General features: G+C 59.5%; 20 protein-coding genes and 2 tRNA genes. 8 read left to right on the forward strand and 14 right to left on the reverse strand.

Going from position 1 to position 20751, the window contains the following annotated elements; translation table 11 throughout:
* Window positions 1–193: 193 nt before the first annotated feature.
* A tRNA-Thr gene (locus ACP7A2_RS06385) sits at window positions 194–269 on the reverse strand.
* A gap of 138 nt (window positions 270–407) precedes the next feature.
* Window positions 408–560: a hypothetical protein gene (locus ACP7A2_RS06390; RefSeq protein ID WP_426133540.1), complete on the reverse strand. Its 153-nt coding sequence runs from the start codon at window positions 558–560 to the stop codon at window positions 408–410.
* A gap of 374 nt (window positions 561–934) precedes the next feature.
* Here ACP7A2_RS06390 and bcsQ point away from each other — a divergent pair, with 374 nt between their 5' ends.
* On the forward strand, window positions 935–1816 hold the full coding sequence (gene bcsQ / locus ACP7A2_RS06395) for a cellulose biosynthesis protein BcsQ (RefSeq protein WP_426133541.1): 882 nt from the start codon (window positions 935–937) through the stop codon (window positions 1814–1816).
* 469 nt (window positions 1817–2285) lie between these two features.
* Here the strand turns inward: bcsQ and ACP7A2_RS06400 are convergent, their stop codons facing one another.
* The 5 genes from ACP7A2_RS06400 to ACP7A2_RS06420 all read right to left on the reverse strand — a co-directional run bounded on the left by ACP7A2_RS06400 (window position 2286) and on the right by ACP7A2_RS06420 (window position 6491).
* Window positions 2286–3473: a methyltransferase gene (locus ACP7A2_RS06400; protein WP_426133542.1), complete on the reverse strand. Its 1188-nt coding sequence runs from the start codon at window positions 3471–3473 to the stop codon at window positions 2286–2288.
* Window positions 3454–4143 (reverse strand): ABC transporter permease, encoded by a 690-nt coding sequence (locus tag ACP7A2_RS06405; RefSeq protein ID WP_348054919.1) that lies wholly within the window; start codon window positions 4141–4143, stop codon window positions 3454–3456. Before ACP7A2_RS06405 ends, ACP7A2_RS06400 begins: the two co-directional genes overlap by 20 nt.
* A 38-nt stretch (window positions 4144–4181) precedes the next feature.
* Window positions 4182–4877 (reverse strand): ABC transporter permease, encoded by a 696-nt coding sequence (locus tag ACP7A2_RS06410; RefSeq protein ID WP_426133543.1) that lies wholly within the window; start codon window positions 4875–4877, stop codon window positions 4182–4184.
* Window positions 4878–4951: 74 nt separating this feature from the next.
* Entirely contained in the window at window positions 4952–5704 is a 753-nt protein-coding gene (locus ACP7A2_RS06415; RefSeq protein ID WP_375066819.1) for an ABC transporter substrate-binding protein, read from the reverse strand.
* Window positions 5705–5717: 13 nt separating this feature from the next.
* Window positions 5718–6491: an ABC transporter ATP-binding protein gene (locus ACP7A2_RS06420; protein WP_058413126.1), complete on the reverse strand. Its 774-nt coding sequence runs from the start codon at window positions 6489–6491 to the stop codon at window positions 5718–5720.
* A gap of 554 nt (window positions 6492–7045) precedes the next feature.
* Here ACP7A2_RS06420 and gabP point away from each other — a divergent pair.
* Window positions 7046–8437 (forward strand): GABA permease, encoded by a 1392-nt coding sequence (gabP, locus tag ACP7A2_RS06425; RefSeq protein WP_426133544.1) that lies wholly within the window; start codon window positions 7046–7048, stop codon window positions 8435–8437.
* A gap of 117 nt (window positions 8438–8554) precedes the next feature.
* Here gabP and ACP7A2_RS06430 read toward each other — a convergent pair whose 3' ends face one another.
* Complete coding sequence (locus tag ACP7A2_RS06430; RefSeq protein WP_426133545.1) at window positions 8555–8968, reverse strand: hypothetical protein; 414 nt, start codon at window positions 8966–8968, stop codon at window positions 8555–8557.
* Between the two features lie 235 nt (window positions 8969–9203).
* Here ACP7A2_RS06430 and ACP7A2_RS06435 point away from each other — a divergent pair, with 235 nt between their 5' ends.
* Window positions 9204–10169, forward strand: coding sequence for an arsenic resistance protein (locus ACP7A2_RS06435; RefSeq protein ID WP_426133546.1), 966 nt, complete (start codon window positions 9204–9206; stop codon window positions 10167–10169).
* An 88-nt stretch (window positions 10170–10257) separates the two neighbouring features.
* Window positions 10258–11865 (forward strand): ArnT family glycosyltransferase, encoded by a 1608-nt coding sequence (locus ACP7A2_RS06440; protein ID WP_426133547.1) that lies wholly within the window; start codon window positions 10258–10260, stop codon window positions 11863–11865.
* Between the two features lie 230 nt (window positions 11866–12095).
* Here ACP7A2_RS06440 and ACP7A2_RS06445 read toward each other — a convergent pair whose 3' ends face one another.
* The 6 genes from ACP7A2_RS06445 to ACP7A2_RS06470 form a co-directional block, all read right to left on the reverse strand.
* Complete coding sequence (locus ACP7A2_RS06445; RefSeq protein WP_348054868.1) at window positions 12096–12395, reverse strand: hypothetical protein; 300 nt, start codon at window positions 12393–12395, stop codon at window positions 12096–12098.
* A 53-nt stretch (window positions 12396–12448) separates the two neighbouring features.
* Window positions 12449–12910, reverse strand: a complete 462-nt coding sequence (locus ACP7A2_RS06450) for a hypothetical protein (protein WP_375066826.1) — start codon at window positions 12908–12910, stop codon at window positions 12449–12451.
* Between the two features lie 326 nt (window positions 12911–13236).
* A tRNA-Phe gene (locus ACP7A2_RS06455) sits at window positions 13237–13312 on the reverse strand.
* 103 nt (window positions 13313–13415) lie between these two features.
* The gene (locus ACP7A2_RS06460) at window positions 13416–13688 is read right to left on the reverse strand and encodes an oxidative damage protection protein (protein ID WP_426133548.1); all 273 of its coding nucleotides are present in this window, start codon (window positions 13686–13688) and stop codon (window positions 13416–13418) included.
* On the reverse strand, window positions 13685–14752 hold the full coding sequence (mutY, locus tag ACP7A2_RS06465) for an A/G-specific adenine glycosylase (RefSeq protein ID WP_426133549.1): 1068 nt from the start codon (window positions 14750–14752) through the stop codon (window positions 13685–13687). Before mutY ends, ACP7A2_RS06460 begins: the two co-directional genes overlap by 4 nt.
* Window positions 14749–16965, reverse strand: a complete 2217-nt coding sequence (locus ACP7A2_RS06470) for an AsmA family protein (protein WP_426133550.1) — start codon at window positions 16963–16965, stop codon at window positions 14749–14751. Before ACP7A2_RS06470 ends, mutY begins: the two co-directional genes overlap by 4 nt.
* A 325-nt stretch (window positions 16966–17290) precedes the next feature.
* Between ACP7A2_RS06470 and ACP7A2_RS06475 the strand changes: the two genes are divergently transcribed.
* The 4 genes from ACP7A2_RS06475 to ACP7A2_RS06490 all read left to right on the forward strand — a co-directional run bounded on the left by ACP7A2_RS06475 (window position 17291) and on the right by ACP7A2_RS06490 (window position 20718).
* Window positions 17291–18952, forward strand: coding sequence for an OFA family MFS transporter (locus tag ACP7A2_RS06475; RefSeq protein WP_078740235.1), 1662 nt, complete (start codon window positions 17291–17293; stop codon window positions 18950–18952).
* Between the two features lie 276 nt (window positions 18953–19228).
* A complete protein-coding gene (hisB, locus tag ACP7A2_RS06480; RefSeq protein ID WP_375066831.1) occupies window positions 19229–19822 on the forward strand; it encodes an imidazoleglycerol-phosphate dehydratase HisB in 594 nt (197 codons plus the stop codon).
* Complete coding sequence (gene hisH, locus ACP7A2_RS06485; protein ID WP_375066832.1) at window positions 19822–20460, forward strand: imidazole glycerol phosphate synthase subunit HisH; 639 nt, start codon at window positions 19822–19824, stop codon at window positions 20458–20460. The genes hisB and hisH overlap by 1 nt, the downstream gene beginning before the upstream one ends.
* Complete coding sequence (locus ACP7A2_RS06490) at window positions 20461–20718, forward strand: DUF2164 domain-containing protein (RefSeq protein WP_426133551.1); 258 nt, start codon at window positions 20461–20463, stop codon at window positions 20716–20718.
* The last annotated feature ends 33 nt before the right edge of the window (window positions 20719–20751 follow it).

Consider the following 20751-nt stretch of genomic DNA (forward strand, 5'->3'; position numbering starts at 1 on the left):
GTCGAGGACCATTGGTGAAATTATTTATTTTATGGATTGGCCATAATTATTGGCCAGCCATAATTTTGCATAAAGACGGGGACACTGGTGAAAGCGCCTACTGTGAGGCAGCACATCAGATTCACCACGTGATGAAAATTCAGACTTCAGAAACAACAAAGCCCTCACATTTCTGTGAGGGCTTCGTTTTGTATGGTGCCGGCACCAGGAGTCGAACCCGGGACCTACTGATTACAAGTCAGTTGCTCTACCAACTGAGCTATACCGGCGTGTTAGGGCGACGATTATAGCGATTGCCAAGCATCTGTAAACCCCTGAATTCCTACTATTTTTGCAGAAGCAGAGGTTTCTTTGCGAACGTTGCTTTTTCCCTGCCTCGAAGGTGCTTCACAGGGCCTCTCGACGGGTCAATTTCCGTCTCCACAGGCGTCGGTGAATTTCATGTATTCCAACACGTGCTGCTGGCCTTTGGCGTCGAGGTAGGTCAGGTCGGCGGTGAAGCTGGCGGCGATGGGGGTTTTGCAGTGTTGGGGTTCAGTGAGTGTGGGCTTTAAGGTCAATGGTGGGTAAGGCCATTAAATGCCTGGGAGTGATTTTTTAGGGGATGAGGACATAAATACGCGTCGATACGAGAGCAAGGGTGAGCTAGCTAAAATTAGAAGACTTCGATCAAAAATCGCACAAAAATACGGTATCAGCTTGATTTAAAAGCAAATACATAAACCTCAGCATAGAGCCATAAAAATGACGTCAAGCCGCTCATCTGAAAGCATTTCCTTACAAACATCAAAATACTGACACCATCACTCTGATATCACACAATGCGCGCCTTAGTTACCTGTGGATAGAACGGGAGGAGCAGTCAGTGGGGCGTGCAGATCACATTTCAAAACTTTACACCTCACTGGGTGCGAATTCGTTTATCGAGCCGGCCGTGACGCCCGAATCGGCGTCGGCGCCTTTGCAGCGTTTGCTGGATCAGTTGAATCAAGGCGCAGCGGGCGCTCTGCGCCCGGCTGAGTTGGTGGAAGGCCCGCGTGGCGAGGTGTATTCGGACCCGCTGGCGCCGAAGGTCGTGGTGGTGGTTTCTGCGACGGGCGGTGTGGGGCGCAGCACGTTGGTGGCGGCGCTTGCCAGTGGGTTGCAGCGTCACGGGCATCCGGCGCTGGCGTTGGATCTGGACCCGCAAAACGCGTTGCGTCATCACCTGTGCCTGGGGGGCGATCTTGCGGGCATCGGCGCGACCAGTTTGCTTAATCAAACCTGGGAGGCGTTGCCCGAGCGCGGTTTTGCCGGGTGCCGCCTGGTGGCTTTTGGTGAAACGGACCTGGTGCAGCAACAAAGCCTGACTCGCTGGTTGGGCCAGGACCTCGAGTTTCTCGGCAAGCGCTTGGCCGGGCTGGGGCTGAATGGCCAGGACACGGTGGTCATTGATGTGCCGGCGGGGAATACGGTGTACCTGAACCAGGCCATGTCGGTGGCCGACGTGGTGTTGGTGGTGGTCAAGCCCGACGCCGCGTCGTTCCGCCGCTTGGCCAATATGGACGCGGTGCTCGCGCCTTACCTTGAAGGTGAGTCGGCTCCACAGCGCTTCTATGTGATCAATCAAGTCGATGCCTCTCACGCTTTCAGCCAGGACATGGCTGAGGTATTCAAGCTGCGCCTTGGCGATGCCGTATTGGGTGAGGTCCGCCGTGACCCGGCGTTTTGTGAGGCGCTGGCCTATGGGCTGGATCCGCTCGACCCTGCGCTCAACAGTGTGGGCTGCCAGGATGTCAATGCGCTTTGCCGTGCCTTGAAGGCGCGCCTCAGCTGAGCAGCTGCCGGCCATTAATTTGACCATTTACCGCTTGTCTAAAAAACAACATCAAAATAACGACACTCCGTCATTGCCGTCACAGAGTGCGTTGCCAACGTAGTGCTGGTGGTTGTGCAGGCCGATGCCGCGTGCCTTGGCACGCTGGACAACGTCGCGAGGCGACTGGTCAGTGATGATTTCAATCAAATTTGCCAGTTGTTGAAGGCGCCAAAAAGGCAGGCTTAAAGCGCGGTTTATACGGTTATTGCCAGACGCTTATGCACAATCGGTTGGTGACTGCTGTCACGAAAGGGCCATTTTGTGGAGCCGTTCTCAACACGCTGCAACTGCCTGTTTTGTGTGCACTTTATTCTGTGAACAAAAAATGACCAGCGTGGCTTTTGGCCTCTGGCACCTATGGCTACGGCGTCTGTAAAGAATCCATCAACAGACTTATCCACAGGGCGCGCGCAGTAGATTTTGCCCCCTAATCGCGCTCGGCCAACAGCATCAAGTTGCGTGGGGTAAGCGTAGGCTCGCAGAAGCTGCCTATCTCGACCTTGTAGCCTTGTTCCGACAAGAAAAGCGCTCGGTCCAGTACCAGCCACATTTCCAGCGGACGCCGGAATACGCCGCGAACCAACTCCAGGTTGCGCACTTCGGCCAGGCGGCGCCAGCCGTAAGCCTCCAGCGCTGACCAGTCTTGCTCACCCGTGGATAGACCCTTGAGGCTCGCCAGCTGCCGGCAGTAGTCGGCGAAGGGTTTGTCCAGCCAACTCGCCGGCAGGGACGGTGTGGGCAGGTAGTCGTCGCAGCCGCGCACCTGTCGTTGCAGCCGATCAAAACCCAGACGCCGGGCCATGGAAGTGTCCCGTTGCAGGCGCACGCGAGTGCCGGCGGTGACGGTTTCGCTCAGCGGCAGGCCCAGGTCTTCGATCGACAACTGCAGGTGCGACGCGCGGCCAGCCTGGGACAGGGCTTGATAGCTGTCGGCATTGATACGGTTGTAGCAGCAGGGCGCCAGTGCCAGTCGCTTGCAGCCGGCAGCGCTGGCGAGTTGCAGCAGGCGCACGTGCAGGTCGCCGCAGGCATGCAGGGCAACGGGCGTATGGCCGGGGTCGATCAACATGTCCGCCATTACGTCTTGCAACTGATGGGTAACGGCTAACCCGTGGTGATCACTCAAGGCTTGGCCCGAGGCAATCAGTGCCGGGTCGTATTCCAGGCATGTCAGTTGTTGGCCGGGTTGCAACAAGCGGCGGCCAAGATGGCCTTTGCCGGCGCACCAGTCCAGCCAGTGCGTGGGCGTTTGCACACACTGCAGGGCAGCGCCGAAGGCTTCGATCTGTTGCCATTTGCGACCAGGCACATCGACATTCAGGCGATGGTGCGCAGGCTTCAATTTGTGGCCAGGTAACTTATCCACAGCGCTCAAACGCAGCGCTTGCTCCGCCAGCTGTGGAAAAGGCGCAGGCGCCAACAGTTCATGGGGCCTGTTATGGCTGGTTTCGGCATCAGCCAGTGAGCGGTGGCGCAACCACTGGGCAAGCGTGGGGTGCGCGCTTTCCCAGGGTAGATGCAGATGGGTAAAGGGCCGTGGTTTCCACAGCCCCTGGTGCTCAATTAGAAACGCATCCAGCGCCTGGAAGCGGGCCTCAACGTCCTTGGCAAGCATCAACGCGCAGCCAGCGTTCCAACAGTTTGAAACCACGCACCAGGATGTACGCCATCAACAGGTAGAACAGCCCGGCGGCGAAGAAGATCTCCACCGGCAAGTAGGTGCGCGCGATGATCGTGCGCGCCATGCCGGTCAATTCCAGCAAGGTCACCGTGCTGGCCAGGGCGCTGGCCTTGAGCATCAGGATCACTTCGTTGCTGTACGCCGGCAGGCCGATGCGCGAGGCGCGCGGCAGGATGATGTAGAACAGCGTTTTGGGTTTGGACATGCCCAAGGCTCGCGCCGCTTCGATTTCGCCCGGCGGAATGGCCTGGATCGCGCCGCGCAGGATCTCGGCGATATAGGCGGCGGTGTGCAGAGTCATGGTCGCGGTGGCGCACCAGAACGGATCGCGCAGGTACGGCCACATGAAGCTCGCGCGCACCGCATCGAATTGCGCCAGGCCGTAGTAGACCAGAAACAGCTGCACCAGCAGCGGCGTGCCACGGAAGAAGAAAATGTAGGCGTAGGGCAGGGCACTCACGTACCAGCGGCGCGAAGAGCGGGCGATGCCCAGCGGAATGGCCAGCAGCAAACCGGCGATCACGGCAATGGCCACCAGCTCAAGCGTCAGGGTCGCACCCTGCGCCAGCCGGGGCAGCCACTTGATGATCACCGCCCAGTTCAGGCCCAGGTCGAAATGCGAGAGCCAGCTGTAGTCACCGCTCATTGGGTGCTCCTTGCGAAGCCGCGGGCGGCGCGTTTTTCCAGAAAATGCATGCTGATCATCGCCAGCACGGTAAGGCCCAGGTACATGAAGGCTGCGACCATAAAGAAGGTGAACGGTTGCTTGGTCACGGTCACGCCGATCTGCGCATGGCGCATGATTTCTTCCAGGCCGATCACCGACACCAGCGCGGTGTCTTTCATCAGGATCATGAACAGGTTGCCCAGGCCCGGCAGGGCGATGCGCCACATCTGCGGCATGATCAACCGGGTGAAAATCCGAAACTTCGACAGGCCCAACGCCACACCGGCTTCGCGGTGGCCCTTGGGAATGGCGAGGATCGCACCACGAAACACTTCCGTGGCGTAGGCGCCAAAGCACAGGCCCAGGGCGATGACCCCGGCGGCAAAGGCACTCAAGGAAAAGTCGGGGTTACCAAAAAACTCCCCCAGGGCACGCATCAAGTTGACCGTGCCGAAGTAAATCAACAGCACCCACAGCAGCTCGGGAATGCCGCGAACGAGGGTCGAGTAAGCGCCGCCAAGCCATTGCAACGGCTTGTATGGGGATGTTTTGGCAAGGGCGCCGGCGAGGCCGAGCACCAGCCCCAGGCACAAGGCCGTGAGCGCCAGTTTGACGGTCATCAGCGCGCCAGCGGCAAGCGCCGGGCCGAATCCGTAGAGATCGAAATTCATGGTGTTTTCATATCGCGGCAGGCATTGCTAAAAGCCGACGCGCTCAGGTGAGCGCGTCGGGCAAGTCGCTCAGATCATTCGATGCTGAACGGGAAGTACTTGTCGTTGATCTTCTTGTAGGTGCCGTCTGCCTTGATCTCTGCCAGGGCTTTGTTCAGGCGCTCGCGCAGCGGGTCGCCCTTGCGCACGGCGATACCGATCTTGTCGCTTTCTACAACCGGGTCGCCCTTGAATTCATAGGCCGAACCGTCTTTGCTCTTAAGCCATTCGTACTGCACGTACTTGTCGGCGAGGATGCCGTCCAGGCGCCCGGACGTCAGGTCGAGGTAGGCATTTTCCTGGGTGTCATAGAGCTTGGCGGTGGTGTCCGGCAGCTTGTCTTCCAGGTAGGTGCCGGCCAGCGTCGCGCGTTGTGCACCGATGATCTTGCCCTTCAGGTAGGCCGCGTCGGGTTTGAAGTCGGCGGTGGCTTTGGGCGCGATGAATTGCAGCTTGTTGGAATAGTACGGGTCGGTGAAGTCGACGGCTTGCTTGCGCTCATCGGTGATCGACAACGAGGACACCAGGAAGTCGAACTTCTTGGCGTTCAGAGCCGGGATGATGCCGTCCCAGTCGGAGGTGACCACTTCGCACTTGTCGACTTTCATCTTGGCGCACAGGGCGTCGCCGATGTCTTTGTCGAAGCCGACCACGTTGCCGCTGGCGTCTTTATTGTTGAAGGGCGGGTAGGCCGCTTCGATCCCCATTTTCAGGGTTTCTGCCATGGCCGTGGCGCTGAACGCCATTGAGACGGCCGCAGCCAGAAGGAATTTTTTATAGGTCTGCATGCATGTTGCTCCGTTAGCGGTTGCTCGACATGAATTGTTTGCAGCGCGCCGAAAGCGGGTTATCAAACACCTGCTGTGGCGATCCTTGCTCTTCGACCAGGCCCTGGTGCAGGAACACCACTTCACTGGAGACCTGACGGGCGAAGCCCATTTCATGGGTGACCAGCAGCATGGTGCGGCCCTCTTCGGCCAGCGCGCGGATCACACTAAGTACTTCCTGAACCATTTCCGGGTCAAGGGCCGAGGTCGGCTCGTCGAACAGGATGACTTTGGGCTGCATCGCCAGCGTGCGTGCGATGGCCGCCCGTTGTTGCTGGCCGCCGGACAATTGCGCCGGGTAGGCGTGGCGCTTGTCGCTGATGCCGACCTTGGCCAGCAAGGCTTCGGCCACTTCTATGGCTTCGGCCTTGCTCTGGCCGAGCACACGGCGCGGCGCCTCGATGATGTTGTCGAGGATGCTCATGTGCGGCCACAGGTTAAAGTTTTGAAACACAAAACCGATTTCGCTGCGCAGGCGGTTGATCTGTTTGCCGTCGGCAGCCATCAGCTCGCCGTTTTTCGCGGCCTTGAGCTTGAGCTCTTCGCCGGCCACCAGAATCTGGCCCTGATGCGGGTTTTCCAGCAGGTTGATACAGCGCAAAAAGGTGGACTTGCCGGAACCGGAGGAACCCAGGATCGAGATCACGTCGCCGTCGCGAGCGGTCAGCGAGATACCTTTAAGTACCTCCAGCTCACCGTAGCGTTTATGCAAGTTGCGAATTTCAAGCGCGGGCGCGGCCTCGGCCATGTGCGGTCCTCATTGTGTTCGTTGCGTTCGGCGCTGTTGGGCGGCCTTCCCTGCGAGGCGCCAACCTAGCATAGCGTTTGGATGACAGCCAACAGCCCTGCAGACGGTTAACCGGGGCGCGCGGCAGGGTGTCGCATCAGCGCAGCAGTGTGTCGCGCCATGAACAACCGAACAGCCGTTTGAACCCGGAAAACCGCAGGCTTCGCGTAAAAAAGGGCGCGATGGTGCCAGCTTTGGCCGGGTGTTGGAAGGGTTAACCGGGCAAATGGCGCATATCAGCCCTTTAATGGTGCGTCACGTACTTTTTGTGTGTGTTTGTGGTGCGTTTATTCGTCTTGAAAGTGAGTCAGTCGGTAACGCTATAGCGGAATGCCATTGTTCTCAATGACTTGCGACGGCTGTTGAATTGTCCTACAGCCCGCGTCAATCGCGGCGCTGTAACATTTTGGCGCAAATCTTGCGTAAAAAATAAAGAACGCCCCGTTGGTTTCTTTTCACGAGAAAGATCGCAGCCCGGGCTGACCGTTTTCGCAATTCCTCGTAAAGGTGTGTCAATGAGTAGTACGCAAAGCTCCAATGACCTCGAACAGGGGCTCAAACCGCGTCACGTCACCATGCTGTCGATTGCCGGCGTTATCGGTGCCGGTTTGTTCGTCGGCTCCGGCCACGCGATTGCTGCCGCTGGCCCGGCCGTACTGCTGGCGTATGCCGCTGCGGGCACGTTGGTGGTGTTGGTGATGCGCATGCTCGCCGAAATGGCCGTGGCCTCGCCGGACACAGGTTCGTTCTCCACCTACGCCGACCGCGCAATTGGCCACTGGGCCGGTTTCACCATCGGCTGGCTGTATTGGTGGTTCTGGGTGCTGGTGATTCCGTTGGAAGCCAACGCCGCTGCGACCATTCTCCACGCCTGGTTCCCCGGCGTGGCGATTTGGGCATTTACCCTGATCATTACGTTGCTGCTGACCGCGACCAACCTGTTCAGCGTGAAGAACTACGGTGAATTCGAGTTCTGGTTTGCGCTGATCAAAGTGGTCGCGATCGTTGGGTTTGTGATCCTCGGCCTGGCCGCGATTTTCGGCTTCCTGCCGACCAGCCAAGTCAGTGGCGTGTCGCACTTGTTCGACACCCAGGGCTTTATGCCAAATGGCATGGGCGCAGTCATGGCGGCGATCCTGACCACCATGTTCTCGTTCATGGGCACCGAGATCGTCACCATTGCGGCGGCTGAATCGAAGAACCCTGGCCAGCAAATCACCAAGGCCACCAACTCGGTGATCTGGCGGATTGGCTTGTTCTACCTGCTGTCGATCTTCATCGTCGTGTCCCTGGTGCCATGGAACGATCCTACCCTCGCAGCGGTAGGTTCCTACCAAACCGTGCTGGAGCGTATGGGCATCCCGAATGCCAAGCTGATCGTCGACCTGGTGGTGTTGGTTGCCGTGACCAGTTGCCTGAACTCGGCGCTGTACACCGCGTCGCGCATGCTGTTTTCGCTGGGCCGTCGCGGTGACGCACCGGCGGTGGCCAAGCGCACCAACAAAAGCGGCACGCCTTACTGGGCCGTATTGTTGTCCACAGGCGCAGCGTTCCTGGCAGTATTCGCCAACTACGTGGCTCCGGCGGCGGTGTTCGAATTCCTGCTCGCCAGCTCCGGCGCCATCGCCTTGCTGGTGTACCTGGTAATCGCGGTGTCGCAACTGCGCATGCGCCAGAAGCGCACGGCTGCTGGCGAGAAGATTGTGTTCAAGATGTGGCTTTTCCCAGGCCTGACCTACGCGGTGATGGTGTTCATCGTCGGTACGTTGACCATCATGCTGTTCCAGGAAGCGCACCGGGTCGAGATCATCGCGACCGGGATTTTGAGTGTGCTGGTGGTGGCGGCGGGGCTGTATGTGTCGAGTCGTCGCAAAGCGCAGAAGACAGGCGCTGCGGTGTTGAATTGATGACGTAAGTCAATGTGGGAGCCGGGCTTGCCCGCGATGGCGGTGTATCAGTCGACATATTCTTTGACTGATACACCGCCATCGCGGGCAAGCCCGGCTCCCACATTTGGTTGTGTATCAGTCCTGGGAGTTGGCCAGCGCCTGCGACGCTGCCACGTAATCCGCCTGAAACTCCGGCGACTCAATCCACGCCAGCGCAGCTGCTTCATCATCGCTGTCCGTCGCCCACTGCCGATATTCAATCAGCGCGGTCAGGATAAAATCGGTGGCTTCTTCCTCACCTTCCTGCTCCAGCACCACCGCCAGCAGCGGGTGCGCCAGGAAAGCCGCACACAATGCCTGCTGGCTGGTCTCGCCGGCGGTGCGCATTTCCACAAACAACTCGGTCAAATCCACTGACTCAAGGTCAATGCGGCTGTCATCACCGGCGAATGCATCCGGCTTGGCCGCGACGGCACGTTGGGTGCGGTTTTGCTTGGCCTTGGCCTTTGCCCGGTGGGCACGTTTTTGCTGCTTGTTCGGCGAGGCCATGGGCTCAACGTCCTTGGGGTATGGATCTGGGTGGGGTATTGAAGCGCAGGTTGGGGGAAATCCCAAGGGAATCCAGCTGCGATCCGTCACGCGGCGCCCCGGTATGTAGTGCACCAGCGCGCCTTGTTGCAGCCATGCCAATGCAATCGGCCACATTGCTTGCCCGAGTTTAGCGCTCGACCGTGCGCCAGTAGCTGCATAGGCTGGCACCCTTACGACCCAGCAGAGCGTTTCCATGACCCGCGACACCCTCGAGCACAACCAGATCCCGATCTACTTCGTCGCCATCCTCCTGGCGGTTACGTTCGGCGTGCTCGCACCCTTGTCAGCCCAAGGCCTCGGCGTATTGGTCACGCCTGCCATTGCCGTGCTGATGTACGCAATGTTCCTGCAAATACCCTTTCTTGACCTGCGCGAAGGCCTGGGCAACAGGCGCTTTATTTACGCCTTGCTGCTGGCCAATTTTATTTTGGTGCCGTTGCTGGTCTGGGCATTGACCCGCGGCCTGGTGGAGCGCCCGGCGCTGCTGGTGGGGGCGTTGTTGGTATTGCTGACGCCGTGCATCGACTATGTGGTGGTGTTCACCCATATCGGCAAAGGCGATTCGCGGCTGATGCTCGCTGCCACACCCATTCTGTTGCTGCTGCAACTGGTGCTGCTGCCGGTGTACCTGAGCGTCATGTTGGGCGCGCCATCGGAAGGGGTGGTGGCGGTGGGGCCGTTTGTCGAAGCGTTCCTGTTGTTGATCGTGCTGCCGATGGTGCTGGCGGTGCTGACTGCGTCGCTGGCACGACGCTCAAGGGTCGCCTGCGCCTGGAGCAACGCCTGGGCCTGGCTGCCGGTACCGGCAATGGCGCTGGTGTTGTTTGTGGTGATCGGCTCGCAGATCAACTCGGTGGTGCGAGATATCGGGTTGTTGCTGCCCGTGATCCCGGTCTACGCGGGCTTTTTGTTGCTGGCGCCGCTGACGGGCGTGCTGGCGGCGCGGCTGTTCGCGTTGCCTGCTGCGACGGCGCGGGCAGTCACGTTCAGTGCGTCGACCCGCAATTCGCTGGTGGTGCTGCCCCTGGCATTGGCGTTGCCTGAAGATGTGCGCGGGCTGGCCGCGACGGCGGTGATATTGCAAACCCTGGTGGAGCTGGTCGGCGAGCTGGTCTACATCCGGCTGATCCCGGCGCTGGTGTGGCGCGCCCGTCGATAAACCCGGAAATCTTCGGGTTTGTTCAGGCGTTATTCAGGAGGTGAGTCGGCACCATGGCGGCGGCGTACCCTACCTCGAAGGAATACTGATGGACCATCGCAGTCGTTTTCGCCTGGAGTCCCTGGGCATTTTCCTGATCGCTTTGCTGCTGTTTACCCTGGGTATCTGGGATCAGGTGCCCCAAGGGTTTGACGGCCGCTGGGCGCTGTTCATGCAGGAAATGTTTCGCCACGGTGCAAGCCTTTTTCCGACGACTTACGGTCAGCCGTACGCGGACTATCCCGGTACCGCGACCTTCTTCAGCTACGTATTTGCGCGATTGTTTGGTGCGCCGAACCACTTGGCGAACGTGCTGCCGACGGCGCTGGCGTCGGCAGGCGTCATTGCGCTGATCTATCGCTTGCTGGCGCCGTCCGGTCGGCCCTGGGCGCTGCTGACCGTGTTGCTGACGCTGCTCACCACTCAGTTGCTCGATAAGTCGCGTTCGGTATGCCTGGACCAGATGGTCGCGCTGTTGTGCGTAGGCAGTTTTTACCTGCTGCACAGCGGTGAGCAATTGGGCTCGCGCGCCAGGCAGTTGGCCGTGTTCCCGCTGTTTGTGCTGGCGTTCGCGATTCGCGGGCCGCTGGGGCTGATCGAGGTGTGTGGCGTGGTGTGCGTGTACTGGGCGCTGGGTCGGCCAGGTGCGCGGGTCAAGCAGGTGCTGATTCACGGCATCGTCGGGTTAGTGTTGCTCGCCGCCTGCTGGTGGGTGCTGATGAAGCTGGCGCGGTTCAGCGGTGGCGACACGTTTGCCGATGAAGTGTTCAGGATGCAGGTGGGCGGGCGGCTCGACGAGTCGGGCGAGCCGTTCTACTTCTACTTCAAATTGAGTTTGTACCGGTATTTCCCGGTGGTGCCCTTGGCGCTGCTGACCTTGATCGCGCTGCGCCATCGCTGGTCCGAGCGCTGGGTGAATGACGATGTGCAACTGGTGGTTCGGCTCGCGGCCTGCGGCTTGATGATTTTGCTCGGGCTCTCAGTGCCGCACTTCAAGCGCGCTTATTATATTTTGCCGATGGTGCCGATGTTTGCCGCTGTCGCCGCCTATGGGCTGCTGCAAGCGCAAAACTGGCTGGTGGGCGTGCGCCGCTGCTATGAATGGCTTGTCGCTGCGCTACCGGCGTTATGCGTGGTGGTGCTGTTTGTGTGTCGGCATGCCTGGCAGAAACACGGCTACTGGCCTGACGTGTCGCTGCCGCTACTGATTGGCGTGATGGCGGTTCTGCAAGTGGCGGCATTGATCGCCTGGCGCCGTGCGTTGCGCCTTGTATCGCTCAGCGTAATCGCCCTGGCCGCGCAATGGCTGCTGCTGGTGGTAGTGATTGATCCGGCCAAAGACTTGCAATTCGATACCCGCACGTTCGTCAGCCACGTGGAGGCACTGCGCGATGCGCAACCGGGGCCGTTGGTGTTTGTCGACCTGGGCCGCGACACCTGGGCGGTGCGCTACATGATGAACCTGGATCACGATGAGCAGCCGCTGTTTGTGAGTGGTAAAGAGCCTGAGCAATTGGCCATGTTGCCTCGGCCATCCTGGGTGATCGTGGCGCGCAAGGAAGTGGAGTTGCTCAAAGGCACGCCGTTGGAGCAACAGGCGCCAGACTTTGAAGGCCGGCTGAATGACAATCCGCTGATGGTGTTTTTGCTTCAGTAGGCGGGTGGCCTGGAGAGGTGTTGCCCTTCACGGTTTAAAATTTCAGTTAACAAAAAGCCTCCGAGATAAGGAGGCTTTTTGTTAATGCGTGCAGCTGTGTATCAAGCCGCTTCGAGCATAGGGTTCTGTATGCCGATTTTTGCCGAGGCAAACTCCGTATGCCCAAATGAGTAAGCGGTACGTTGGGCTACCTAACGCTGGCCAGGCAAGGAAGGGTGGAGATGTATACGTCAGTCGGCGATTTCCCAGATCAAATTGTCTTCGTCGACCATGACATCCACGCTCAAGGTTTCGTGACCGTCCGGGCCATCGACCTCAACCAAACCGCGATATTTGTTTTTGCCCCTGCTGATCAAGGTCAGGTCTTTGATCGTGTTTTCGCCGGGAGACGTGTCCTTGTCCCAGGTCTCCTGCATGCTTTCCTTCACCTCTTGGGCCAGCTCTTCATTGGCTGCGTGAGCAGTGCCAAGGCAAAGCAGGGACGCGAGCAGTGTCAGTGCCACTTTGTGGCGAGTACGTGTGCACTTCATCTCGTGCTCCTTGAGACGGCGATACAGGGCGCAGACCTGCGCCCTGTGAAGTCTTAGGCCTGTTGGGTGTGACCGCGCAGAATATTTTGCTTTCGCTGTTCTTCCGGCAGGTCGTTGACGCAGTAGTTGATGTAGAAAATATTCAGGAAGAAGGTGTAGAACGCGTTCATCCGCAGATCGATTTTATGTTCGCTGAGGGCGTATTCAGACAGTGCGCTTTTAGCCTTGAAGGCCCACACGATGTACATGACGTTGGAGGCGATGAGCAGAATCATCGCAATGGTATTTTGCAACACGTTATCCGTCCCGGAGAGCGCGCCACCCAGGCCAAGACACACCGCGAGCCAGATGATGTAGGTGTTGTCTACCACCTGTTTTTTTGTGGTTTCGCTGAGGATCAGGTTGCTTCTGTACACCCAGAGAAAGAGGTACAGGCCCGCCGTGGCGGCTGCCAGCAACACCATGTTGAGGGTCTTGGTGTCGATTTTGTCTTTTAATTCGTTGATGGTGGACATAACTCTTCCGTGTGTATGGCGTCGACAGGCTTCAGGGTTGGTTCGCGAAGGGCTGCAGCTTTTTGAAGGGGGAAGCACGGGGAGGTCTAAGTCCGTCGTTTTGCCTTCGCGAATGGATATGCAATGGCTGACGGTTACAGGAGGGGATGCATCCGCATCGTGTGACTCGCCGGCCTTGGCATATTCTGGATCATATCACGATGCCATCACTCGGCGGCATAGGCGGTGGTATTCAACGAGCAACAAATCGCAGGCAACAAAAAACCCGCACTTGGCGGGTTTCTTGTGTGTTTCAGATGATGCTTGCACCACCTGAAACTAATGAGTGGTGCCCAGAGACGGAATCGAACCGCCGACACGGGGATTTTCAATCCCCTGCTCTACCGACTGAGCTATCTGGGCAACGGGGCGCATTAAACTGGTTTTTCAGGGGGTCGTCAAGCAAGTTTTCAAAAAATATTTAATTATTACCGTCGCTTACGTGCCGACCCCGGTTTTTGATCACTTATTGAGCAGGTGGCACGTAACCGTCAGCTTTGTCGTAATCCCCGCCGGAAAAGAACTTGTCCATCTCGCCCGCCAGGTATTTGCGATCTTCGGCGTTCATCATGTTCAGGCGTTTTTCGTTGATCAGCAGGGTCTGGTGTTTCATCCAGTCAGCCCAGGCCTGGGCCGAGACGTTATCAAACACATCCTGACCTTTGGCGCCCGGGTACGGAGGGCGTTCCAGGCCCGGTAATTCTTCTTTGTACTTGCGGCACATGATGGTGCGGGTCATGACAACTCTCCTGCGTTCAATACGTCGGCCGCGCGCTTCAGCAGCTTCTTGACCGGGGCGGCAAGGCCCAGGCGCGGCGGGGTGGCGAGGTTATACCAGAGCCAGTCGGCCTCGGCCACGTGATGGGCGGATTCCTCGACCTGCACCAGCCACGGCTCGATGGCCAGCTGGAAGTGGCTGAAAGTGTGAATCAGCCCCGGCAGTTCGTGGTGTTTGCCCAGTTCCAGCGCGTGCTGGTGGGCGAGGTGTTCGAGGTCTTGCAGGTCGTCCAGCTCCGGCAAACTCCACAGGCCGCCCCACAGGCCCGTTGAGGGGCGCCGATAAAGCAGAATCGCGCCTTCGGCATTTGCCAGCATCGGCATCAGCGTGCGCTTTTGCGGAATGGTCTTGCGCGGCTTGGGGATCGGGTAGCGCGTCTCCAGGCCGAGCATGTGGGCTTCGCAGCCTTTTTTCAGCGGGCAGAGCAGGCAGCTGGGCTTGCTGCGCGTGCAGAGTGTGGCGCCCATGTCCATCATCGCTTGGGTGTAGGCGTTGACGCGGGTCTGCGGCGTGAAGCGCTCTGCGGTGGCCCACAGCTGCTTGGCCACTTTCGGCTCGCCAGGGTAGCCCTCTTGCGCAGTAAAACGCGCCAGCACGCGCTTGACGTTGCCGTCGAGGATCGGCGCGCGCAGGCCCATGCTCAGGCTGGCGATCGCACCGGCGGTGGACAGGCCGATGCCCGGCAGCTCAGTGAGCTTTTCCACATCCTTGGGAAACTCGCCGCCGTAGTCGGCGACCACAATTTTTGCGGTCTTCTGCAGGTTGCGCGCGCGGGTGTAGTAACCCAGGCCGGTCCACAGGTGCAGCACTTCATCTTCCGGCGCGGCGGCCAGGGCTTCGACCGTCGGCAGAGACGCCATGAAACGGTCGAAATAGTTCAGCACGGTGCTGACCTGGGTTTGTTGCAGCATGATCTCCGAGACCCACACCCGGTAAGGCGTGATGCCCTGTTGCCAGGGCAGGTCATGGCGACCGTGGCGGTCGTACCAGTCCAGCACCGCCTGCGAAAACTGCTCGTCTCTCATCGTTTGAACAGGCCTTTCAAAGCATCTTTGAGCTGTGGGTTGACCTTGTCGAGCTTCTCTTCCAGCTTCTCGCTGAACTTGTTGCCGGCCGCTTTGACGGCCACCTGGGTCAAGCCGTCCTTGTCCAGGCGGCAGGCCTTGGCGCCCAGCTCCAGCGGGCCACGGCAACGCAGCGGCACTTCGATGCCCTGGAAGTTGGCGCCTACCTGACAGGCCGGGTCCGGCACGTCGCGCTGGTCACCTTCGACGATGATGCCCACGCGGTAGTCCATGCCCAGCACGCGCAGGTCAATGTCACCGTCGCCGTTTACCGTCAGGCCAGGAATTCGCACTTTCAGGTCCGGGTTGCTCGCCACGCCGTTACGGAAGGTCAGGTTGCCGCGCAGTTCCTGGAACGGCGTGTCCTTGCCCTGTGGCGTACTGCTCAGGGTTTTGCGGTTGAGCAACGCGATGCCGGTGCACAGTTGCTGTTCCAGGTTGGCATTGAGCAGCACGCCGTTGTTGATCACAACGCTGGCGGTGCCGTTGAGGCTGTCGATCAGCGCTTTTTGGCTGTTGCCACGGCCGCTGAGGTTGCTGTCCAGGGTGATCTGGCCTTTCACCGGCGGGGTTTGCCCCTGGGCTTGCAGGATGCGTTCAACCGGCACTTGCTTGATGTGGGTTTGCAGCGCCAGCAGCGGAATGTCCTGGCGCACATCAAGGGTACCGTTGGCCTGGAAGGTGCCGTTGTAGAGGCCGCCACTAAGGGTGTCGAGCTTGAGTTGGCCGTCGATGCCGGAGGCTTTGAGTGCCGCGTTCTGGATCGGCAATTTGCTCAGGGTCAGTTGACCGAACGCCAGGTCAGCGTCCACATCGAGCGTGCGCAGGCGGGTCAACGGCAGCAGTTTGTCGCTGCTCCACGCGGCTTTGGTCGGCGCATCCGGCAGTGGTGTGGTGCCACCGGCGGCGATGGCGCCCATCTCGCTGTTCTGAACTTCGATCTGGCGCGCAGCGGCTGCGCCTTTGGCGGACTCGGACTTGGCTGGCAGGTAATTGTCAGCGTTGAACGTGTCGGCCTTGAGCTGCACGCGCAGGGATTGCCTGGCGAAATCATCCACGGCAACGCGACCGGTGAAGGTGCTGCCGTCGAGCTTCAGGTTGAGGTCTTCCAGGGCTGCACTGGTCGAGGTGCCCTTGAGGCGGCTGACCAGTTCGACTTTGCTCAGGCTGCCTGCGGCCATTGGCGGCAGCGGGTGGCCGATGCTGTCGAGGAACTTGGCCAGGTCAAACTGAGCGATGGACAAGGCGCCGCTCAGTTGCGGGGCTTTGCTCAGGTCGCTGACCTTCACTTCGCCCAAGGCGCGCAGTTGGTTGGCAGACAGCTTGATGTTGGTCCATTCGGCGATGTTCGCCGCCAGGTCCACCAGCAGTTGGCCCTGGGTGGAGAAGGTGACGGTCTTGCCTTGCAGTGGCTCGCCCGTGGCTTCGCCGCTGAGCTTCATGTCTTCGAACTGGTAGCGCTTGAGTGCACGCTGAATGCGCAGGTTGCCGTTAAGCTCGGTCTTGACGCGCATCAGCGGCTGGTTGCTGCCCAAAAATGCGGTGAGTTTCAGCGGAATGCTCGCGCCTTCGTGGACCGCGCCGGCGCTCAGCTGGATGCTTTCGGCGCTGTACTGCTTGCCGGTCAGCTCATCGTTGTATTCAACGCGGGCGTTGTTGATGGTCAGGCTGTCGATGTCCAGGCGAATCGGCTTTGGCGGTTTTTCCGGCTCGGGCTCGGCAGGCGGTTGCACGGTTCCGGGAACAGGCGCGTTAGCTGTCGTTTCGGTCACGTTCTTGCCGATGTCTTCCCAATTGCCATGGCCCTGCTTGTCGCGGTTGAGGCGCAGGTTCAGGCCTTCCACGCGAACATCGCTCATCTGCACTTCGCGGCGCAGCAGTGGCAGCACGCGCACCGACAGGCCAATCATCTGCAGGTCGGCGAACGGTTGGGTCGGGTTGGTCATGGTCGCCACGCTGGCTTCATGCAACTCAAGGCCCAGCCAGGGGAACAGGCTCCAGCCGATATCGCCATTGAGCGTCAGCTCGATGTGGGCCTTGTCGCGGGCAATCTGGCGAATCTCGTCTTTGTAATCGTTGGGATCGAAGAGGTGGGTCAGGGCAAAGCCCAGGGCCACAATGATCAGCAACAGCCCGAGAAGTACCAGACCCAGGATTTTGCCGAACGCTTTCATGGGCGAGTCCTTGTATGTCGATTTCAAAAATTAGCCGCAGAGTATAACGCCAGGTGGCCTGCGTCAGTTCCTCCATCGTTACATTGTATCCACCGCCGGCAAAACGGGAATTTGACGTCAAACAAATCAGGTGACATGAAAAAGGTGATATCAGTTTGGTTTTTCTGTCACTCACAGGTGCTAATCTGCGCAGGTTCGTCTGTCGTCTGCGACACAACGTCGCGTTTAAATGGAGCTTTACTCAACAACAACGGCCACGCTTTGCGTGCAAGGCCGAGGGAGAGAGCGCCTGACGGGCACATACTAATAACTGGGGGAAACACCAATGAGCACTAGCACTGTGGCAGGTTCCACTGCCGCACAGCCTGCGTTCCTGTCCAAGGAGCGCATTATCGCCAAGCCGGGGTTCAACCGCTGGCTGGTTCCACCGGCCGCCCTGGCCATTCACCTGTGCATCGGCATGGCCTACGGTTTCTCGGTGTTCTGGCTGCCACTCTCCAAAGCGTTGGGTATCACCGCGCCGGTCGCCTGCGCGCCGGACATGAGTTTCATCGCCCAAGTCTTTTCGTCCCAGTGCGACTGGCCCATCTCCATGCTGGGCTGGATCTACACCCTGTTTTTCATCTTCCTGGGCTGCTCGGCAGCGATCTGGGGCGGCTGGCTGGAACATGCCGGGCCGCGTAAGGCTGGCGTTGTATCGGCGCTGTGCTGGTGTGGCGGCCTGTTGATCTCGGCGTTGGGTGTGTACACCCACCAAATCTGGCTGATGTGGATCGGCTCCGGCGTGATCGGCGGTATCGGCCTGGGCCTGGGCTATATCTCGCCGGTGTCGACGCTGATCAAGTGGTTCCCGGACAAGCGCGGCATGGCCACTGGCATGGCGATCATGGGCTTTGGCGGCGGCGCGATGGTAGGTGCTCCACTGGCTGCTGCCTTGATGGGCCACTTTGCTTCGCCGACCAGCGTGGGCGTGTGGCAGAGCTTCGCGGTCATGGCCGTGATCTACTTCGTGTTCATGATCGGCGGCGCACTGTCGTACCGCGTTCCGCCGACTGGCTGGAAGCCTGAGGGCTGGACTGCCCCGGCGAAAAAAGCCAGCAACGCGATGATCACTCACCGTCACGTGCACGTGAACGTGGCCTGGAAAACCCCGCAATTCCGCCTGGTATGGCTGGTGTTGTGCCTGAACGTTTCCGCCGGTATCGGCATCCTCGGCATGGCTTCGCCGCTGTTGCAGGAAGTATTCGGTGGCAAGTTGCTGGGTAACGGCCTGACGTTTGGTCAGCTGGATGCGGGCCAATTGGCGTCCATCGCGGCAATCGCGGCGGGCTTCACGGGGCTGTTGAGCCTGTTCAACATTGGTGGCCGCTTCTTCTGGGCGTCGTTCTCCGACTACCTGGGCCGCAAAAATACCTACTTCGTGTTCTTCGCCCTGGGCTTTGCCCTGTACGCGCTGATCCCGAACCTGGGTCACCTGGGCAACGTGGCGCTGTTTGTGGCGGCGTTCTGCATCATCCTATCGATGTACGGCGGTGGTTTTGCGACGGTTCCGGCCTACCTGGCCGACCTGTTCGGTACGCAGATGGTCGGCGCGATCCACGGTCGCCTGTTGACCGCCTGGGCCGCAGCCGGCGTGCTGGGCCCGGTGTTGGTGAACTACCTGCGTGAATATCAGCTGAGCATCGGCGTTGAACGCGCGGCGGCCTACGACATCACCTTGTACATCCTCGCTGGCCTGCTGGTGCTGGGTTTCATCTGCAACCTGCTGGTGCGCCCGGTGGCCGACAAGTACTTCATGACCGACGCCGAACTGGCTGCCGAACAAGCGCTGGGCCATGACAAGGGCGCTGACGCTTCCACCTCGCTTGAGTGGAAAGCGGCGTCCGGCACTGTGCCAATGGCCATCGCTGCCTGGCTGGTGGTGGGTATTCCGTTGGCGTGGGGTGTGTGGGTGACCCTGCAAAAAACCGCAGTACTGTTCCACTAACACCGCGTAACCCCTGTGTGAGCGGGCTTGCCCGCGATAGCATCACCTCGGTCTGGCTGAATGACCGAGTTGCCTGCATCGAAGGCAAGCCAGCTCCCACACTTGATCTTCACCTGTCTTAAGATTCCAGTGGGCTGCTCCATTCTGGAGCACCTGCTTGTATGCACATGTCTATCCCCGACACTCCATCAGTCTTATCCCCTCCGATGTTTCTGTTTAGCGCCCGCGCCCCTATAATGGTTGCCTTTTTCGCCCAATGATTTTGCGGAGCTGGTGATGGCCGAACGTAAGGTATCCGTCGAGCGCGACACTCTGGAAACCCAGATCAAAGTCTCGATCAACCTGGATGGCACCGGAAAGGCCCGATTTGATATCGGCGTACCTTTTCTTGAGCACATGCTGGACCAGATCGCCCGTCACGGGCTGATCGACCTGGATATCGTCAGCAAGGGCGACCTGCATATCGACGACCACCACACGGTGGAAGACGTAGGCATCACCCTCGGCCAGGCATTTGCCAAGGCCATCGGCGACAAAAAAGGCATCCGTCGCTACGGCCACGCCTATGTCCCGCTGGACGAAGCGCTGTCGCGCGTAGTCATCGACTTCTCTGGCCGCCCAGGCCTGCAGATGCACGTGCCCTACACCCGCGCCACCGTGGGCGGCTTTGACGTCGACCTGTTCCAGGAATTCTTCCAGGGTTTCGTCAACCACGCACTCGTCAGCCTGCACATCGACAACCTGCGCGGCACCAACACCCACCACCAGATCGAAACCGTGTTCAAGGCTTTCGGCCGTGCGCTGCGCATGGCCGTGGAGCTGGATGAGCGCATGGCCGGGCAAATGCCGTCGACCAAGGGCGTTCTGTAATGCAGACGGTCGCGGTTATCGATTACGGCATGGGTAACCTGCACTCGGTGGCCAAGGCCCTCGAGCACGTAGGTGCCGGCAAGGTGCTGATCACCAGCGATGCCAACGTGATTCGCGAAGCTGACCGGGTGGTGTTTCCGGGAGTCGGCGCGATTCGCGATTGCATGGCCGAGATCCGCCGCCTGGGCTTTGACAGCCTGGTGCGCGAAGTCAGCCAGGACCGCCCGTTTCTCGGCATCTGCGTGGGCATGCAAGCCTTGCTCGACAGCAGTGAAGAGAACGAAGGTGTGGACTGCATCGGCCTGTTTCCGGGCCAGGTGAAGTTCTTCGGCAAAGACCTGCACGAAGACGGCGAACACCTGAAAGTCCCGCACATGGGCTGGAACGAAGTGCGCCAAACCGTGGATCACCCGCTGTGGCACGACGTGCCGGACATGGCGCGTTTCTACTTCGTGCACAGCTACTACATCGCCGCCGGTAAACCGGGCCAGGTGGTCGGTGGCGGGCATTACGGCGTCGATTTCGCCGCAGCGCTGGCCGAAGGTTCGCGCTTTGCCGTGCAGTTCCACCCGGAGAAGAGCCATACCCACGGCCTGCAGTTGCTGCAGAACTTCGCCGCCTGGGATGGTCGCTGGTAAGTGGCCAGGAAGCCGAAGGTGCCGGTCTTGAAGCTCACGCCTGAACAGGAGAGTGAGGCTACCCTCAAGATTCAGCGCTTCATGGAGGACCGTTTCGAGCTCACGCTGGGTTCGTTCGAAGTCGCCGAGATTCTTGAGCTGTTTACCACCGAAGTTGCGCCGCACTATTACAACAAGGCGATTTTCGACACGCAGACGCTCCTTAAAGAAAGGTTCGAAAGCATCGAAAGCGACTTGTGGTCGCTTGAGAAACCCTGATTTCCCAAGCATTGCTGACTATCGAATAAGGTT

The organism is Pseudomonas sp. PWP3-1b2 (genome assembly GCF_049896045.1).
Lineage (GTDB): Bacteria > Pseudomonadota > Gammaproteobacteria > Pseudomonadales > Pseudomonadaceae > Aquipseudomonas > Aquipseudomonas antarctica_B.

Coding starts and splice junctions, on each gene's coding strand:
- ACP7A2_RS06400 (WP_426133542.1), bottom strand. CDS start 3,473: ATGCTTGCCAAGGACGTTGAGGCCCGCTTCCAGGCGCTGGATGCGTTT.
- ACP7A2_RS06410 (WP_426133543.1), bottom strand. CDS start 4,877: ATGAATTTCGATCTCTACGGATTCGGCCCGGCGCTTGCCGCTGGCGCG.
- ACP7A2_RS06415 (WP_375066819.1), bottom strand. CDS start 5,704: ATGCAGACCTATAAAAAATTCCTTCTGGCTGCGGCCGTCTCAATGGCG.
- ACP7A2_RS06420 (WP_058413126.1), bottom strand. CDS start 6,491: ATGGCCGAGGCCGCGCCCGCGCTTGAAATTCGCAACTTGCATAAACGC.
- gabP (WP_426133544.1), top strand. CDS start 7,046: ATGAGTAGTACGCAAAGCTCCAATGACCTCGAACAGGGGCTCAAACCG.
- ACP7A2_RS06430 (WP_426133545.1), bottom strand. CDS start 8,968: ATGGCCTCGCCGAACAAGCAGCAAAAACGTGCCCACCGGGCAAAGGCC.
- ACP7A2_RS06435 (WP_426133546.1), top strand. CDS start 9,204: ATGACCCGCGACACCCTCGAGCACAACCAGATCCCGATCTACTTCGTC.
- ACP7A2_RS06440 (WP_426133547.1), top strand. CDS start 10,258: ATGGACCATCGCAGTCGTTTTCGCCTGGAGTCCCTGGGCATTTTCCTG.
- ACP7A2_RS06445 (WP_348054868.1), bottom strand. CDS start 12,395: ATGAAGTGCACACGTACTCGCCACAAAGTGGCACTGACACTGCTCGCG.
- ACP7A2_RS06450 (WP_375066826.1), bottom strand. CDS start 12,910: ATGTCCACCATCAACGAATTAAAAGACAAAATCGACACCAAGACCCTC.
- ACP7A2_RS06460 (WP_426133548.1), bottom strand. CDS start 13,688: ATGACCCGCACCATCATGTGCCGCAAGTACAAAGAAGAATTACCGGGC.
- mutY (WP_426133549.1), bottom strand. CDS start 14,752: ATGAGAGACGAGCAGTTTTCGCAGGCGGTGCTGGACTGGTACGACCGC.
- ACP7A2_RS06470 (WP_426133550.1), bottom strand. CDS start 16,965: ATGAAAGCGTTCGGCAAAATCCTGGGTCTGGTACTTCTCGGGCTGTTG.
- ACP7A2_RS06475 (WP_078740235.1), top strand. CDS start 17,291: ATGAGCACTAGCACTGTGGCAGGTTCCACTGCCGCACAGCCTGCGTTC.
- hisB (WP_375066831.1), top strand. CDS start 19,229: ATGGCCGAACGTAAGGTATCCGTCGAGCGCGACACTCTGGAAACCCAG.
- hisH (WP_375066832.1), top strand. CDS start 19,822: ATGCAGACGGTCGCGGTTATCGATTACGGCATGGGTAACCTGCACTCG.